Source organism: Rhizobium sp. WCS2018Hpa-16, assembly GCF_031843705.1.
GTDB classification, from domain to species: domain Bacteria; phylum Pseudomonadota; class Alphaproteobacteria; order Rhizobiales; family Rhizobiaceae; genus Agrobacterium; species Agrobacterium tumefaciens_C.
This window is the reverse complement of sequence record NZ_JAVTIX010000002.1, coordinates 175221-192068: the sequence shown is the minus strand read 5'-3', so window position 1 is coordinate 192068 and position 16848 is coordinate 175221. Positions and strand designations below refer to the sequence as shown.

Genomic DNA, 16848 nt, shown 5'->3' with positions numbered 1-16848 from the left:
TTTGTTTCGAGCCTTAGCAGTCCGAGCAGGTGATGGCATCTGCCTCACGTTTTGCGAAGTAATACTCGCGACCGATGGTGATCGATGTCAGGTTTGATGACAAGGATGACATGAACATCAAAAGCGTATGGGGCTTCGTCAACTCGGAATGAACCAGAAACGCGCCGGGCTGCTTCAGATTATCGGGAATGCTGACAATCGAGTTTAAAACGTAAGGTCGCTTATCACCCTCATCCCATGACCACTTAATCCGCGCCACCTTGTTGGCATCCACCTCGATGCCGCTGATTTTCAGTTTCAGCCCTGTTGTCGAATAGGGCGCGAAAATCGCAGCAGTCACATCCCGCATGGAGCCGAGATAAGCCTTGTTCACGGTCTGGGGCTGGGAGGCCAAGTCTGCGACAGCGCCAGCCGCACGGGTTGCGCGCTTATAGACACTGAAGCCGATCGTCAGTTCGAAAGCCGTGATGTAGAGCGCCAGCAGAAGCGGAAATATGATGGCAAATTCGACAGCCCCCACACCCTGCTTGTCGCGTTTCAGACGCTTCAACGTCTCTACAAGCGCTCGCCAGATCGTGTGTGATCGTCTTTTCATGTTGTCGCGCTCACTGGTACGGCTCATTCTGGTAGGCATCCGTCGCGACGATCAGGAAATGAGATGGCATAGAACCATCCTTCGGACGGATTCTGGTGAGGAAGGGTCGTACCAGATCCGCGGTCACCTGCCAGCGGTAATAGACGCGCAGCATGTTGATGGACTTGGGTCCGCCGGGTGAAAAGCCGAAAGCCGAAACATCAAGATCGAAATACTCGCCATTCGGCGTCAGCGGTATCGTCTTTGGAATATCGGCGAAAGCGTTGAAGCGGCGCAGGTCGACATAGAGTTTCTGCGGCGTCCTGATCTCATCTGCAGAGCAGGTGATCAGGATCGAGACTTCCGCACAGAACTGCGTTCTGAACTCTTCCCTGGTAATCGTGCTGGTAATTTGCCCCGTGCGCAACTTTCGCGCCATCGTATCCGTCGCGTTTATCACAAGCTGTTCGCCAACCAGCGCGAGAAAGGTCTCGATGATGGCAAAAACGACCATGAAATAGGGAATTGCGAGAATGGCAAACTCAATGGCAGCAGAGCCATCCCGGGAGCGCAAAAACTTTTTACCAAGTTTTGCCTTTGATACCAATGATCGCATTTAGCTTTTTCTATCTTCATGACGGGAAAGCATGTCTGCCGCAAAGCTTTATGCGATAGAACTGTAGCGTGGCTTCGTTTAAATTGTCTTTCCCGAAAGCTTCGCATTTCCCCTATCGGGATGATTTCAGGGCTTGGCACCTGCGTCAGGAGATCATATCAATGAATGCAGAAATAATATAAATATTGCCAATTCCCCGCATTTGCGGAATATTTGCACATAGAGATCCTTAGCCGAGATGGCGCCTTGCGCGATATCTCTCATGACCCGGAGTGAATTTTGGCCAGCGTCAACGAAAACGCCGATAGCAGCGTGAAAGAACAGGCACCAGCAGGCCGCTCCGGCGGCTCGCTTGTGAGCCAGACTGCAGATGCTTTGCGTCACGCCATTCTTTCGGGCGAGTACAAGCCGGGCGACAAGCTACCGAGCGAAGCGGGACTGACCGAGCTTTACAAGGTTAGCCGAACCGTTGTGCGCGAAGCTGTGGCGGCATTGCGTGCCGATAAGCTGGTGGAGGCACGTCACGGCGCGGGTATCTTCGTGCTGACACTGCCTACACAGCAACCGCAGCCGTTTCAGGATGTTGACCACGACCGCATCTCGTCGATCATCGAGCTTCTGGAATTGCGGGCAGCCGTGGAGACCGAAGCAGCAGAGCTTGCCGCTGTTCGCCGCTCACCTGCGCAGGAAGAAGCCATCATGCGCTGTCTCTCAGCCGTTCAGGCCTGTATAGACAAGGGCGACCCGACCGCCGAAGCGGATTTCAAACTGCATCTGGCCATTGCTGACGCCACCAACAATCCACGCTTTCGCGAATTTCTGGAAGTGATGGGGCAAAATATCATTCCCCGTGCGGCTCTGCGGTCCTCGCAATCGGAAAAATCAGCTGCCTCCTACCTTCAGCAACTCCAGAAGGAACACGACGTCATCGTGCAGGCCATTTCCGACGGAGACGCATCGGCTGCACGCGAAGCAATGCGCCTGCATCTGAAGGGCAGCCAGCAACGCTACCGCGCAATGCTTCGGCAGGTTGATCGCTAGAAATTCCAACCGCCGGTCTAAGGCCGTGCGTGAGCACCCCCGCGACCGTTGCGGTATCAAAGTGCGCGATGCCGAGGAGGATTTCATGACCATCACAAGAACATTCGAGGGCCAGAAGCCCCGCACCGCCATGCCGAAAGGGGCAATCGATACGCAGATGCACATGTATCTGCCCGATTTTCCACAGCAGGCGGGTGGCCCCGCCATTCCGGAAGGCACGCCGGGACCAGATGAATACCGCCGCATGATGAAATGGATCGGCATCGAGCGGGTGGTGATTACCCAAGGCAATGCGCATCAACGCGATAATGGCAATCTGATTGCATGCCTGCGGGACATGGGCAGCGTCGCGCGTGGCGTGGCGGTCGTTACCCGTGAGACACCGATCAAAGAGCTGGAAGAACTGGTCAGCATCGGTGTCGTCGGCGCGCGCATCATGGATTTGCCCGGTGGTGCCGTTGATCTCACCCACCTGGAGGAGATCGATAGCATCGCCCAGGAACTCGGCTGGTGCATTGCCATTCAGTTCGATGGCTCCAACATTCTGGAGCATGAACCGCGTCTGGCCGCCGTCAAGAGCCGCTGGATCCTCGATCACCACGGCAAGTTTTTTGCGGGCGTGACGCTTGAAAGCGAGCAGGTTGCGGCTCTGAAGCGGTTGATCGACAAGGGCAATTGCTGGTTCAAATTCGCTGGCTGCTACGAATCCAGCCGTGTCGGCGGACCTGATTTCGAGGATATTGCGGCTGTGGCCCGCCATATCGCCAACTATGCGCCGGATCGCATCATCTGGGGCACCAACTGGCCGCACAACAACGCCAAGACCACGGAAGAATACCCCAGTGATGCAGACCTGCTGGACACGGTTCTATCCTGGCTGCCTTCCGATGAAGCGCGCCGGAAGGCGCTGGTGACCAACCCTGAACAACTCTTCGGCTTCAATCCACTCTAAGCCAAAAAACCAAAAAGCCCGGCATGGCCGGGCTTTTTCAGTTCTCTAGCGATTTTCAGTCTATTCGCTATCGGCGTTATAGAGCACGTCGAGTGTCGGGATCGAGGTGATGTTGAAACCGCCATCGACATAATGACATTCGCCGGTCACGCCGCGCGACAGGCTGGACAGAAGATAAAGCGCCGAGCCGCCGATATCATCGATATCGGGCGTGCGGCGCAGGGGCGCGTTCTTCTGGTTCCAGGAGAAGATGGCGCGCGCGTCAGAGATGCCGGCACCGGCCAATGTGCGGACAGGGCCAGCCGAGATGGCGTTGACGCGAATGCCCTTTGGACCGTAATCTGCAGCCAGATAGCGCACAGACGCTTCCAGAGCCGCCTTTGCCACGCCCATGACATTGTAGTTCGGGATGACGCGCTGCGACCCATTATAGGTCAGCGTCAGCATGGAACCGCCATCGCTCATCAATGCTGCTGCGCGCTTTGCGATTTCCGTGAATGAGAAGCAGGAAATCACCATTGTGCGGCTGAAGTTTTCCCGCGTGGTGTCTGCATAGAGACCCTTCAGTTCATTCTTGTCGGAAAAGCCGATGGCATGAACCACGAAGTCGAGAGAGCCCCAACGCTCACGCACCGCTTCAAACAGGGCATCAACCGAGGCGACATCCTCGACGTCGCAGGGAACGATGAAGTCTGAGCCGACTTCGGCAGCCAGCGGCTTGACGCGCTTACCCAGGGCTTCACCCTGATAGGTGAAGGCCAGTTCTGCGCCTTGAGCCGCCAATGCCTTGGAGATGCCCCAGGCGATGGAATGGTTGTTTGCGACGCCCATGATGAGGCCGCGCTTACCCTGCATGATGCCGTTCATGGGCAATTATCCGTTATAACGCTGGAAGACGAGCGTGGCATTGGTGCCGCCGAATCCAAAGGAGTTGGAAAGAACCGTGTCGATCTTGGCATTGTCGATGCGCTTGCGAACGACAGGCACGCCTTCGAATTCAGGATCCAGCGTTTCGATATGGGCGCTTTCGCCGATGAACCGCTCCTGCATCATCAACAGGCCGTAGATGGATTCCTGAACGCCAGCGGCACCCAGCGAGTGGCCGGTCAGCGACTTGGTGGACTGGACATGCGGGATTTTCGAGCCGAAGACTTCGCGGATCGCGCCGACTTCCTTGCTGTCGCCCACAGGCGTGGATGTGCCGTGGGTGTTGATGTAATCGACTTCGCCCTGCACATTGGCAAGTGCCTGACGCATGCAGCGGATAGCACCTTCGCCCGATGGTGCGACCATGTCGTAACCGTCGGACGTTGCGCCGTAACCGACGATTTCCGCATAGATCTTGGCGCCACGCGCCTTGGCATGTTCAAGCTCTTCTAGAACCAGAACGCCAGCGCCGCCAGCAATGACGAAGCCGTCACGATTGGCGTCATAGGCGCGCGAGGCAATGGATGGCGTGTCGTTATATTTGGATGACATGGCGCCCATGGCATCGAAGAGGTTCGACATCGACCAGTCGAGGTCTTCATGGCCACCGGCAAACATAACATCCTGCTTGCCCCACTGGATCATTTCAGCAGCGTTGCCGATGCAATGCGCTGAGGTCGAGCAGGCTGACGAGATGGAATAGTTGACGCCGTGGATCTTGAACCAGGTGGCAAGCGTGGCAGATGCAGTCGAGGACATTGCCTTTGGAACGGCAAAGGGCCCAATGCGCTTGGGGCTGTTGTTCTTCAGCGTAATGTCGGCAGCTTCAACGATGGTGCGGGTGGATGGACCGCCCGAACCCATGATGATGCCGGTGCGCTCATTGCCGCTGATGACGCTTTCTTCCAGACCGGAATCGGCAATCGCCTGCTTCATGGCCACATGGTTCCAAGCACCGCCCTGAGACAGGAAGCGCATGGCGCGACGGTCAACCAGTTCGGTCGGGTCCAGCGACGGCTTGCCCCAGACCTGGCACTTGAAGCCATGCTCGGCAAAATCCGGCGAGAATGAAATGCCCGACTTCGCATCTCTCAAGGACGCCGTAACTTCTGCAGCATCGTTGCCGATGGATGAAACGATACCGAGGCCGGTGACTACAACTCTTCTCATGAAGTTGACCTTTTCTGTGTTTGCCGCGCGATGTGTGCCGCATCAGGCCGACTTGGCCGACCTGACGCTAACGATCAAAGATCAGGCGGTCTTTTCTTTGGACAGGCCGACACGCAGGTCCGACGCTTGGTAGATGGTTTCGCCATCGGCCTTCAACCAGCCATCGGCCGTGCCGAGGACAAGGCGACCGCGCATGACGCGCTTGAAATCGATGCCATATTGCAGGAGCTTGGTTTCCGGGCGAACCATGCCCTTGAACTTCACTTCGCCAGTGGAAAGCGCCATGCCGCGGCCTTCTTCACCCAGCCAACCCAGGAAAAAGCCGGTCAGCTGCCACATGCCATCAAGGCCAAGGCAGCCGGGCATGATGGGGTTGCCCTGGAAGTGGCATGGGAAATACCAGTCATCTGCCGAAACATCATATTCCGCGCGAATGAAGCCCTTGTCGTGGGCACCGCCGGTTTCAGAAATTTCCGTGATGCGGTGAACCATGAGCATGGGAGGCAGAGGAAGCTGCGCATTGCCGGGGCCGAACAGTTCGCCACGTCCGCAAGACAGAAGTTCCTCGTAATTGTAGCTCGATTGCCTCGTTGCCATGTTGTATCCGTTTCCCCGTTTTCACGTGTTGAAAGACTTCTGTAGAACAAGTTAGGCGCAAAATGAAGCGCTGCAAGGGCAGCTTGCACCCGTCACAGCTCATGTTTTGTGCCGAAGTCTGCCTTAACATGGCGCCCGCATACAGGAAGCGTAAGGCCCGAACCAGAGGAAATTTGCAAAATACCCTTGTTTGCCGCCAATTGCTGCGTCCGTGATGGCGGAAACTATTGAAAGCATTGCGCGTAAAAGTTATATGCTACTTGGATTGGAATAATTTATCGCATTTGAGGCCGGATTGCATGGCATTTGACGCAACATTAGATATAGGAACCAGGTTGCGCCGTTTTGGCCTTCGCCCCACGCGTCAGCGTGTCGCGCTGGGCGATCTTCTGTTTGCAAAGGGCGACCGGCATCTGACTGTCGAGGAATTGCACGACGAAGCCGTCAATGCCGGCGTGCCGATCTCTCTTGCCACCGTTTACAACACGCTGCACCAGTTTACCGAAGCGGGCCTGATCCGGGTGCTGGCCATGGAAGGCGCAAAAACCTATTTCGACACGAATGTCTCCGATCACCATCACTTCTTTGTTGAAGGTGAAAACGAGGTTCTCGATATTCCGGTCAACAATCTGGAAATCGGCAACCTGCCGGAGCCACCCGAGGGCATGGAAATCGCCCATGTGGACGTGGTCATCCGCCTTCGCCGCAAGCGCGGATGACGTCTCCGCCATGCCATCTGAGTGGCATGGACTATCCTGACATCGATCAGTTAGTTCGACGGGCCGTCGTTGAAACCAACCTCATCGACAAGCTCTGATGCTTTTTTGCGCTGAGCCGCAATCTCGGTCAGCGAAAGCGTGTCCGGCTTGATCGGCCCGAAATTCTTCACAACATCAGATGGCTGCGCGCCGGGAAGCACAGGATATTCGAAAACCTGCCGCGCATAGATTTCCTGCGCCTCACCGGACGCCAGGAATTCCATGAGCTTCAACGCATTGTCCCGGTTGGGGGCATATTTGGTCATGGCGACGCCTGAAATATTGACATGCGTGCCTCTATCCTGCGCATTCGGGAAGATCACCCTCACCGCATTGCCCCAGACTTTCTCCTCGGGTTCCTGCTCGTTGGTCAGCATCAGACCCACATAATAGGTGTTGCCCAGCGCAATATCGCACTCACCCGAATAGATTGATTTCGCCTGGCTGCGGTCCGTGCCATCAGGCTTGCGGGCCAGATTGTTTTTCAGGCCCGTCAGCCATGTGCGGGTATAATCCACACCGTGATGGGCAATCATCGATGCAAAAAGCGCGATGTTATAGGAATGCTGGCCATCGCGTATGCAGATCTTGCCCTTCCATTTGGGATCGGCAAGCTCCTCATAGGTGATGTCTTTCTGGCTCACACGCTCCTTGGAAGCGTAGACGACCCGGCCACGGGTGGTCAGCCCGAACCACTCGCCTTCAGGGTCACGCAGATTGGCCGGAATATCTTTCTCGATGATGGGATCGTTGAGAACCGCTTGCGTGACCTTGCCCTCTTTTGCCTCGACAAGGCGGGCAATATCGACAGTCAACAGAATATCGGCAGGCGAGTTGACGCCCTCGGCCTGAATGCGCTCCACCAGACCCTTATCCAGAAACAGCACATTGGCTTCGATTCCGGTTTCCTTGGTGAAGGCATCGAGCAGTGGCTGGATCAGTTCGGGCTGACGGTAGGAGTAGACATTGACCTCCCCACCCGCAAAAGCTGTGGACATTCCGCCGCCAACAACCGAAATCATCGATGTCATTGCACAAATCAGGAATTTCGATCTTGCCACAGCCAGCGCCTCCGATAAATTAGATAGTTGAGTTGTTTGTTCATGAATCGGACGAACGGTCAACGGGGCAATTCTTCAGTTCGAAATGGCTGATGTAGAATTTTTTAATTCTGGAATTGTTCTAAAGTGAAAAAGCAACTATATGACTCCACATTCGAAGGTGTCAGGAGATCAGCATGCGTTTGACCAAACAAACAAATTACGCCGTCCGCATGTTGATGTATTGCGCTGCCAATGAGGGCAACCTCAGCCGCATACCCGAGATTGCCCAGGCTTACGGCGTATCAGAACTCTTTCTGTTCAAAATCCTTCAGCCTTTGAACAAGGCAGGCCTCGTGGAAACCGTGCGCGGCCGCAATGGCGGCGTTAGACTTGGCAAGCCAGCGGACACGATCAGCCTGTTCGATGTCGTCAAGGTCACCGAAGACAGCTTCGCGATGGCGGAATGTTTTGAGGATGGCGCCGTTGAATGCCCATTGGTAGACAGCTGCGGATTGAACTCCGCGCTTCGCAAGGCACTGAACGCGTTTTTCGAAGTGCTGACACAGTATTCCATCGATGATCTGGTCAAGGCACGCCCACAGATCAGCTTCCTGCTCGGTCTTGAGGAAACCATGGCGAAGCGTCGCCCGGTTGGTGGCCAGGCTGCGGCCCCTGCCGTACCGGCGGCATGAAGCCCACTCTTTGACGCATCCAAACCCGCAAACACTGTTTGCGGGTTTTATTTTTGCGCGGATGGTGGTTGACGATAGTGCCAAAACAGGCGCAACTGCTAAGCGAAACCAGTCTTCCAGCATTGCTTCTGTAATTTGAAATGATCATCAGCCCAGACCTCAAAAGCTTCTTTCTCACCGCAATCATTGGCTGTCTCGGCGCACTGGTCGCATTTGCGATCGGCCTTCCGGCGCCGTTTCTGTGCGGTCCGGCGATTGCCGTGACGGCGGCTGGACTTGGCGGCTTGACGCTTTCCGTGCCGAAATCGCTGCGCAATGCCACCTTCGTCGTGGTCGGCATTTCCATGGGAACAAGCGTCACGCCTGACGTGATCGACGCTGCAAAGACATGGCCTCTCAGCTTTCTGGCCGTGCTGGTGACCGTGGTCATCCTGCTCTATGTCGCTTACTGGATCCTGCAGCATGGCTTCGGATATGACCGAAACACGGCCATGCTGGCCGCCTCGCCCGGTCACCTCAGCTATATCATCAGCCTCACGGCAGAAACAAAAAGCGATCTGGCCAGCGTCAGCGTCATTCAAAGCGTTCGCGTTCTGGCGCTGACGCTCGCTGTACCGCTGCTGGTCGAGTATCTGGATCTTGTCAGCATCGATCCTATTGTTCTCATCTCACCCATGCCACCCCTTGTTCTGGGCCTCACCATTCTCGGCTCGCTGGCGGTTGGATGGATCTTTATGCGCTGGCGCTTCCCTGCCGCATTGCTTCTGGGCGGCGTTGCGGTGTCGATCTTCATTCATATTACCGGCCTGGCCAGTGGCGGTGTCCCTAACTGGCTGAGCCAGCCGACGTACATCGTTCTGGGAAGCCTGATCGGCACACGCTTCTCCCGCGCTTCCCTTCGGGATATGCGCAAGGCTTTTCTGGCAGGCGGCGTTGTTACCGTCGCCGTGGTTCTGCTTGCCTCAATCGTCGCTCTGTTGGTCTCGCACCTGACCGGCGTACCCATCAACGCGGTCATGATTGCCTTCGCGCCGGGCGGGCTGGAAACTATGGCCGCCATGGCCGTGATGATGCATGCCGATACCGCCTATGTCGGCTCTCACCACGTTCTGCGCCTGCTGTTTTTGTCCGTGCTAATGCCATGGGTCTTGCGGAAGAAACCCGCCGCCTAAGTTTCAGTATGGCAGCCTGAAAAGTTTGAATTCACTAAAATTCCATGCAACTATTGTGAGCGCCGTTCGTTTCTCAAGCCGGACCGGGGAAGTGCGCTTGCATATCGACATGAGGATGAATTTCCCTCCTGAGCTCTCGTTGAAATGGAGAATGTGGATGAAGCGTTTGATGAAACTCACCGGCGCGGGCCTTGTCCTCGCACTTTATGCTTCCCTCGCACAGGCTCAGGTCGTCGTCGGATCTAAGATCGATACCGAGGGCTCCGTCCTCGGCAACATCATCATGACAGTTCTCAGCAAGAACAACATCCAGACCACCGACCGCATCCAGCTGGGCGCAACGCCTGTTGTCCGCAAGGCGATTACGGCTGGCGAGATCGACATTTATCCAGAATATACCGGCAACGCCGCCTTCTTTTTCGAAAAGGCCGAGGACCCGCTCTGGAAGGATGCCGCCAAGGCCTATGAGGAAGCCAAGACGCTGGACTTCGACGCCAACAAAATCGTCTGGCTGACGCCCTCGCCTGCCAACAACACCTGGGGCATCGCGATCCGCAAGGATGTGGCCGAGAAGAACAATCTGAAGACGCTGAGCGAATTCGGCAAATATATTGCAGATGGTGGTCAGGTCGTGCTGGCGGCCTCGTCGGAATTCGTCAATTCAGCCGCAGCCCTTCCGGCTTTCCAGAAGACCTATGGCTTCACCCTGAAAGCCGATCAGCTGATCACCCTCGCCGGTGGCGATACGTCGGCCACGATTTCCGCCGCCGCCAACCAGACCAACAATGCCAATGCCGCGATGGTCTACGGCACGGATAGTGGCATCGCGCCATCAGGCCTTGTTGTGCTGGAAGACGATAAAAATGTTCAGCCGGTCTACCAGCCAGCGCCCATTGTGCGCGAAGAGGTGCTGAAGAAGCATCCCGAAATCGAAACCCTGCTGAAGCCCGTCTTCGAAAAGCTGGATCTTGTAACACTTCAGGACCTGAACGGTCGTGTGCAGGTGGGTGGCGAGCAGGCCAAGGCAGTGGCGCTGGACTTTCTGACGAAAAACGGCCTGGTGAAATAAGGCGCCGTGTTGCAGCGCGCCGCACACTGGCCCATTTCCAAACCGGACAAGGTCGGAGCGCTCATCGGGGCGCTTCTGGTCTATGTGCTGTTCGTTTTGCCGTTTGCGACGTACCGCGCCAACCGGATCGTTCAGGGTGAAGTGCGCGGCATTCTGGAGGCCATTCCGCTGGCATGGGCTTACCTGCTGTTGGCAGTTATTAGCATTGCGATAGCGACTGCGTTTTTTCGAACTGACGCGCGTTTGAGGCTTGGCGTGGCGATGGCAAGCCTTGCCATTCTTGCCGTCACGATCGGGATTGCCGCCACTCATCTCACGCCCGCCGGTAACAGCTATGCGCGGGTTTCGCCTGCCAGCGGTTTCTGGCTTCTGGCCGCCGGTCTGATCCTGATGGCAACCGATGCCATAACCCGCCTTCGCCCTCGTCCTGCAACGAAGGTCATGTTGCTCTTACTGGCGCTGGGGGTGATGGCTGGCACACTCCTTTCGGGACATTGGGACGCGCTTTCCATTCTCAAGGAATATCAAAGCCGACAGGATATTTTCTGGACAGAGGCTGGGCGGCACGTGCAGCTTGCCATCGGCTCTCTTGTTGCCGCTACACTTGCGGGCATTCCGCTGGGCGTTCTCTGCTACAAGGTAGCACGGTTGAGGACCGGCGTGTTGAACAGCCTCAATATCATCCAGACCATTCCCTCTATCGCCTTGTTCGGCCTGTTGATTGCGCCGCTTGGGTGGATTGCGGCCAATGTCCCCGGTGCATCGGCGCTCGGCATTCGCGGCATCGGCATGACACCGGCCTTTGTCGCGCTGTTTTTATATTCGTTGCTGCCGGTCGTTTCCAACACGGTGGTTGGGCTGGACGGTGTTTCGAATTCCGTGCGCGAAGCGGCGCGAGGTCTTGGAATGACGGCTGCACAGAGGCTTTTCAGAATCGACTTCCCCCTGGCTCTTCCCATCATCCTCACTGGCATTCGCATCGTTCTGGTCCAGAATATCGGGCTTGCCACTATTGCGGCGCTGATCGGCGGCGGTGGCTTTGGCGTGTTCGTCTTTCAAGGTATCGGCCAGACGGCCATGGATCTCGTTCTGCTCGGCACCATTCCCACGGTCATCCTGGGCTTCAGTGCCGCAATCCTGCTGGATGCCATCATCGAGCACAACAGCTTCAACGGGAGATCCCGCGCATGATCGAGGTCGTCAATCTCACCAAGGAATATGACGGAACGGTCGTGGTTGACGATGTCTCGCTGACCATCGCCGCACGCAGCATAACCGTGATTGCCGGCACCTCGGGATCTGGCAAGACCACGCTTCTGCGCATGATCAACCGGCTGGTGGAGCCATCCTCCGGCATCATCCGCATCGACGGGCAGGATATTCTCGATATGCCCGGCTACAAGCTTCGCCGCAGCATCGGCTACGCAATTCAGGGCCACGGACTTTTTCCCCATAGAACCGTGGCGCAGAACATCGCCACCGTGCCGGAATTACTTGGCTGGGACAAAGCGCGGATCGATGCCAAGGTGGGCGAGCTTCTCGATCTCTTCCAGCTCGATCCCGCCCTTTACGCCAACCGTTTCCCATCGGAACTGTCAGGCGGGCAGCAGCAGCGAGTGGGCGTTGCCCGGGCGCTGGCAGCCGAGCCCAACATTCTCTTGATGGATGAGCCATTCGGCGCCCTCGATCCCATCATTCGCGCCAAGGCGCAGGATGATCTCCTGGCGATCCAGAAGAAGCTTGGCGTCACCATTGTTCTTGTGACGCATGATATGGATGAGGCCTTTCATCTGGCAGACCGTATTGCCGTGATGGACAAGGGAAAGATCGTGCAATATGGGCGGCCTGCCGAGCTGGTGCTGAAGCCGGCGACCGATTTCGTGCGCACGATGATCGGCGAGCGGGAAAGGCCCCTGCGCCTGCTATCCGTCGCGACGGTCGGCGACATTGTCGAGCCGGGTCAATCGGATGGTGAGGCCTTACCCTCGTCAACCAGCCAGCGCGATGCGCTGTCTGCCATGTTATGGGCCGGGCGCGACACTCTGCCGGTCACCGATGAAACGGGTACCATCACAGGCCGCATCCGGCGCGAGACCCTCCTGCTAAACGCTGCTGGCTCCGCATGAAGATTGGAATTGGACCAATCCTTCTGGCGGCTCTGATTGTCATTCTAGCCATATTTCTTGTTTGGCCGGAAGCGTTCGAGCCGGTTTTCCGGCCCCTCGTCCAGACCAACGCACCGGCCATCTACAAGCAGGCCAATCTTTTGTCCTTGACCCTGTCCCATCTCCAAACCGTAGCAATCGCGACTTCGGGTGCCATCGTGATTGCCGGAACGCTTGCTATTCTGGTGACGCGGCCCTTCGGGCGTGCGTTTCTGCCCCTTTCACGCAGCATCGTGAATATCGGCCAGACGTTTCCGCCCGTGGCCGTTCTAGCGCTGGCCGTGCCGATGATCGGCTTTGGCGAAAAGCCGACATTGATTGCGCTTTTTCTCTACGCACTGTTGCCGATTTTCGAAAACACGGTGACTGGTCTCACCACTCTGTCCCCTGCCATTATGGAGGCGGCACGGGGAACGGGCATGACCGGATTTCAACGCCTGCGGCGCGTGGAATTACCGCTGGCGCTGCCCGCCATTCTATCCGGCATCAGGTTGTCTGCCGTCATCAGCCTCTCCACTGCAACCATCGGCTCAACGGTGGCCGCGAAAACGCTGGGTGAGGTCATTATTGCCGGGCTGCAATCCAACAATCTGGCGTTCATCCTGCAAGGTGGCCTTGTTGTCGCGGCACTCGCCGTGCTCATTCACAGCGCCTTCTCCATGTTGGAAGCGAAAGCCTCCCGCCGTGCCGGCTATTGATACCGAAGGCTCTCAAACCGGACGTGCAGAAAAAGTTTTGGCATCGCAGCTAGGATGTTGTAGGCGATAGCCACATGCTTTCGACAATGCGGAGAACTTCATGAAACAGGCAATCATCGTCATGGGCGTCAGCGGCTGTGGCAAGTCCACCGTTGGCGAGGCGCTGGCGGAAAAGCTCGGTATTCCCTTCATGGAAGGTGATAAGCTTCACCCCGCCTCCAATGTTGAGAAAATGGCTGCCGGAACGCCGTTGAATGATGATGACCGTTGGCCGTGGCTGGATCTTGTTGGTGCGGAACTGCGCAAGGGTTCTGAGGCTGATGGTATCGTCATTTCCTGCTCGGCGCTGAAGAAGAGCTACCGCGAACGTCTGCGGGATGCCTGTGGCGGTCCCCTTGCCTTTGTCTACCTTGATGGCAGCGAAGCGCTTCTGACGGAGCGCATGGGTGCCCGGACCGGCCACTTCATGCCGCTGTCCCTGTTGAAAACACAGCTCGCAACCTTGGAAGTGCCAACCGGCGAACCCGGTGTTGTCACCGTCAGCATCGACGCGTCTCCAGAAGAAATCACCGAGAACGCCTTGAAGGGTCTCGCTGCCCTTTAACCGCTACACACCCAGCCTGTCGCGCAAGCCGTACCACCATGCGCCGAGCATGGTGAGCGGCACGCGGAAGGTCTTGCCGCCCGGGAACGGGTAGTTCGGCAGGGAAGACCAGACATCGAAGCGCTCCGCATGTCCGGCCACCGCTTCGCCCAATATCTTGCCTAGCAATTGCGTTGTAGTCACGCCATGACCACTATCGCCGTGGGAGAAGTAGACGTTGGGAGACAGTTGCCCGATATGGGGAATGCGGGTCAGCGTCAGCGCGAAATTGCCGCTCCATGCGAACTCAATCTTCGTGTTCTGCAATTGCGGGAAGGTCTTCAGCATATTGGGGCGGATGACGCTGGTCAGATCATCAGGATCGGTCCCGCCATAGCCAATGCCGCCGCCATAGAGCAGACGGTTGTCGGAGGTGCGTCGATAATAATCGAGGATGTAATTGGCGTCCTCGACGCAATAATTGGCAGGCAGAAGCTCCTCGATCAAGCCAGCATCCAATGGCTCCGTTGCCATGACCTGGCTTGACACCGGCATCATGCGCTCACCGATTTCCGGCAGCAGACCGCCGAGATAAGCGTTACCGCAGACCAGAACATATTTGGCCGTGACCTTGCCCTGCGCTGTTCGCACAACCGGGTTTGCACCTTGTTCGACGGCGATGACACGGGAGTTTTCAAAGATGCGCCCGCCGAGCCGCTCGATTGCGGCAGCTTCGCCCAGAACATAGTTCAGCGGGTGGATATGGCCGCCGAAACGGTCGATCATGCCGCCCGCGTAGCGATCCGACTTCACATATTTGCCGACCTCGGCCTTGGACACCATTTCAAGACCGGTATGGCCGTGCTTTTCCCAATTGGCCTTGTTGGCCGCCATTTCGGTGATCTGCTTGGGCGTAAAGGCAGCGAAGAAGCCACCATCGACAAGGTCGCAATCGATGCCGTATTTCGCCACCCGCTCGCGGATGATGTTTCCGCCCTCAAGCGACATTGCGCCCAGCTGTGCGGCTTTCTGCGCGCCATAACGTCTTGCGACCGTGTGGAGATCGCGGCTGTAACCATTGACGATTTGCCCGCCATTGCGCCCCGAGGCACCAAAGCCCACGCGCTCGCCTTCCAGAACAATGACGGAGAAACCCTTTTCCGCCAGTTCCAGTGCTGCGGACAGGCCGGTGAACCCTGCGCCAATGATGCAGATATCGGCATCTTGATCGCCCTGCAAAGCGGTGCGCACGGTCTTGCTGTTGGCAGACGCGGCGTACCAGGAGGGGGCGTGGCCGGAATTGGGAGTGGTCGTTACAGCTGCCATGTTACACCGTCCTGATATATGCGTCATATTCGACGTCGGTCACGCGGAGCGAAAATTCCGACAATTCCTGCTGCTTGCAGGCCGAATAGAGCGTTCGATATTTCTGCCCGAAGGTTGCGTAGGCAAAGCTGGAACGGGTGAAACGCTGAAGCGCGTAATCCCAGTTTGTCGGCAGTGGCTCGTGGTTGACCGCGTGGCTATCGCCAGAGATCGCGCCGCCCGGCTGCCGCTTTTCCTTCATGCCGGCCAGTGCGGCACTGAGGATCATCGCAAGCACCAGATAGGGATTGGTATCTGCCCCCGCCACGCGGTGCTCGATGCGGGTTGCGTGCTTGTTGGCCACAATCACGCGCACCGCAGCGGATCTGTTATCGATGCCCCAAGATGCGTAGGTCGGCGCGTGTTCGCTCGGGCGCAGACGGCGGTAGGAATTGGCATGGGGCGCAAACACCGCCATGCTCTCCCCCATATTTTCCAGAAGCCCCCCGACGGAATGCATCAGTGCTTCGGAAGGTCCGTTTTCGCTCGCATAGATGTTGTTACCTTCGGCATCCAGCATGGAGAAATGCACATGCATACCGTTGCCAGCCTGCATGCCGTAGGGCTTGGCCATGAAGGTGGCATCAAGGTCATGCTTGCGCGCCACGCCCTTGACGATGCGTTTCAGAAACACCGCATAATCTGCCGCCTGAAGGGCATCGGGCACGTGGTTGAGGTTGATTTCATATTGCCCCGGCCCGTTTTCCCGAAGGGTCGTATCGGCAGCGACATTCTGCGCACGGCATGCGGTTGAGATATCGTGGAAAACGCCTTCGAAATCCTGCAATTCAGAGATGGAGAGAACCTGCGTCTGACCCGTGTGCCAGCGCCCCTCGCGGCTGCGTGGCGGGCGCACCGGGTCCAGCGCGGAGCGAACGGGATCGATCAGGTAGAATTCCAGTTCGGTCGCAACGACAGGCGTCAGGCCGCGCCGGGTAAAACCGGCCAGCACCTGCGCCAGCACATTGCGCGGATCTCCATAAAAGCCATTGCCATCAGGGTCTTTCATGGCCAGCAGAACCTGCGCGGTGGGGCGGCCGAGCCACGTTACACGCGATAGCGTTTCCGGGACGGCAACGCAGAGACCATCAGGATCGCCAGTGCCTTCGGCAAGACCTGCGGCATTGACGTCGCGGCCCCAAATATCCAGCGCATAGACCGAGCGCGGAACCGCCATGCCTTTTTCCAGCACATCGATGGCACGCTCCCGCGGTATCCATTTGCCACGCGGCACGCCATTGACGTCAATGACGAACGCTTCCAGAATTTCAATATCGGGATTTTCTTCGAAAAACTTCTTCGCGTATTCAATATCGACCATTATTCACCAGCTGTTTGTTTCGGCTTCGGTTCGCGGCAAAGTCGCTAACGGAAAGCATCCACAAGCTGATAAATAAGATATCGCGCCGTCATGATGACATTACGC

The 16848-nt window shown here is 57.1% G+C and carries 18 protein-coding genes; 10 read left to right on the top strand and 8 right to left on the bottom strand.

Annotated features, from left to right (window positions below):
* Positions 1-13 precede the first annotated feature (13 nt).
* A complete protein-coding gene (locus RQI55_RS07060) occupies positions 14-622 on the bottom strand; it encodes a TadE/TadG family type IV pilus assembly protein (protein ID WP_243256814.1) in 609 nt (202 codons plus the stop codon).
* On the bottom strand, positions 606-1190 hold the full coding sequence (locus RQI55_RS07055) for a TadE/TadG family type IV pilus assembly protein (RefSeq protein WP_192063221.1): 585 nt from the start codon (positions 1188-1190) through the stop codon (positions 606-608). The genes RQI55_RS07060 and RQI55_RS07055 overlap by 17 nt, the downstream gene beginning before the upstream one ends.
* 279 nt (positions 1191-1469) lie before the next feature.
* Here RQI55_RS07055 and RQI55_RS07050 point away from each other — a divergent pair, with 279 nt between their 5' ends.
* Positions 1470-2231, top strand: a complete 762-nt coding sequence (locus RQI55_RS07050) for a FadR/GntR family transcriptional regulator (RefSeq protein ID WP_243256815.1) — start codon at positions 1470-1472, stop codon at positions 2229-2231.
* Between the two features lie 85 nt (positions 2232-2316).
* Positions 2317-3183 (top strand): amidohydrolase family protein, encoded by an 867-nt coding sequence (locus RQI55_RS07045; RefSeq protein ID WP_243256816.1) that lies wholly within the window; start codon positions 2317-2319, stop codon positions 3181-3183.
* 60 nt (positions 3184-3243) lie between these two features.
* On the opposite strand, the gene fabI is transcribed toward RQI55_RS07045, so the two are convergent.
* The 3 genes from fabI to fabA all read right to left on the bottom strand — a co-directional run bounded on the left by fabI (position 3244) and on the right by fabA (position 5877).
* The gene (fabI, locus tag RQI55_RS07040; RefSeq protein ID WP_243256817.1) at positions 3244-4050 is read right to left on the bottom strand and encodes an enoyl-ACP reductase FabI; all 807 of its coding nucleotides are present in this window, start codon (positions 4048-4050) and stop codon (positions 3244-3246) included.
* Positions 4051-4056: 6 nt separating this feature from the next.
* A complete protein-coding gene (gene fabB, locus RQI55_RS07035; RefSeq protein ID WP_192063219.1) occupies positions 4057-5280 on the bottom strand; it encodes a beta-ketoacyl-ACP synthase I in 1224 nt (407 codons plus the stop codon).
* An 81-nt stretch (positions 5281-5361) separates the two neighbouring features.
* Entirely contained in the window at positions 5362-5877 is a 516-nt protein-coding gene (fabA, locus tag RQI55_RS07030) for a 3-hydroxyacyl-[acyl-carrier-protein] dehydratase FabA (RefSeq protein ID WP_042616266.1), read from the bottom strand.
* A gap of 299 nt (positions 5878-6176) precedes the next feature.
* On the opposite strand from fabA, the gene irrA reads away from it, so the two are divergent.
* Complete coding sequence (gene irrA / locus RQI55_RS07025) at positions 6177-6596, top strand: iron response transcriptional regulator IrrA (protein ID WP_042616265.1); 420 nt, start codon at positions 6177-6179, stop codon at positions 6594-6596.
* A 50-nt stretch (positions 6597-6646) separates the two neighbouring features.
* Here irrA and RQI55_RS07020 read toward each other — a convergent pair whose 3' ends face one another.
* Positions 6647-7666, bottom strand: a complete 1020-nt coding sequence (locus tag RQI55_RS07020) for a Fe(3+) ABC transporter substrate-binding protein (protein ID WP_243256818.1) — start codon at positions 7664-7666, stop codon at positions 6647-6649.
* 206 nt (positions 7667-7872) lie between these two features.
* Here RQI55_RS07020 and rirA point away from each other — a divergent pair, with 206 nt between their 5' ends.
* The 7 genes from rirA (at position 7873) to RQI55_RS06985 (ending at position 14078) form a co-directional block, all read left to right on the top strand.
* Positions 7873-8370: an iron-responsive transcriptional regulator RirA gene (gene rirA, locus RQI55_RS07015; protein ID WP_042616263.1), complete on the top strand. Its 498-nt coding sequence runs from the start codon at positions 7873-7875 to the stop codon at positions 8368-8370.
* Between the two features lie 140 nt (positions 8371-8510).
* The gene (locus RQI55_RS07010; protein WP_042616262.1) at positions 8511-9542 is read left to right on the top strand and encodes an AbrB family transcriptional regulator; all 1032 of its coding nucleotides are present in this window, start codon (positions 8511-8513) and stop codon (positions 9540-9542) included.
* A 151-nt stretch (positions 9543-9693) separates the two neighbouring features.
* Positions 9694-10611 carry an ABC transporter substrate-binding protein gene (locus tag RQI55_RS07005; protein WP_243256819.1) on the top strand — a complete coding sequence of 306 codons (918 nt, stop codon included), beginning with the start codon at positions 9694-9696 and terminating at the stop codon, positions 10609-10611.
* A gap of 6 nt (positions 10612-10617) precedes the next feature.
* Entirely contained in the window at positions 10618-11802 is a 1185-nt protein-coding gene (locus RQI55_RS07000; RefSeq protein WP_409233701.1) for an ABC transporter permease, read from the top strand.
* Positions 11799-12737: an ABC transporter ATP-binding protein gene (locus RQI55_RS06995; protein WP_311272440.1), complete on the top strand. Its 939-nt coding sequence runs from the start codon at positions 11799-11801 to the stop codon at positions 12735-12737. The genes RQI55_RS07000 and RQI55_RS06995 overlap by 4 nt, the downstream gene beginning before the upstream one ends.
* Complete coding sequence (locus RQI55_RS06990; protein ID WP_243256821.1) at positions 12734-13474, top strand: ABC transporter permease; 741 nt, start codon at positions 12734-12736, stop codon at positions 13472-13474. Before RQI55_RS06995 ends, RQI55_RS06990 begins: the two co-directional genes overlap by 4 nt.
* A 100-nt stretch (positions 13475-13574) precedes the next feature.
* Entirely contained in the window at positions 13575-14078 is a 504-nt protein-coding gene (locus RQI55_RS06985; protein WP_202905891.1) for a gluconokinase, read from the top strand.
* A 3-nt stretch (positions 14079-14081) separates the two neighbouring features.
* Here RQI55_RS06985 and RQI55_RS06980 read toward each other — a convergent pair whose 3' ends face one another.
* Together RQI55_RS06980 and RQI55_RS06975 are read right to left on the bottom strand one after the other, a co-directional pair.
* Positions 14082-15383: an FAD-binding oxidoreductase gene (locus RQI55_RS06980; RefSeq protein WP_311272439.1), complete on the bottom strand. Its 1302-nt coding sequence runs from the start codon at positions 15381-15383 to the stop codon at positions 14082-14084.
* Between the two features lies 1 nt (position 15384).
* The gene (locus RQI55_RS06975; protein ID WP_311272557.1) at positions 15385-16746 is read right to left on the bottom strand and encodes a glutamine synthetase family protein; all 1362 of its coding nucleotides are present in this window, start codon (positions 16744-16746) and stop codon (positions 15385-15387) included.
* Between the last annotated feature and the right edge of the window lie 102 nt (positions 16747-16848).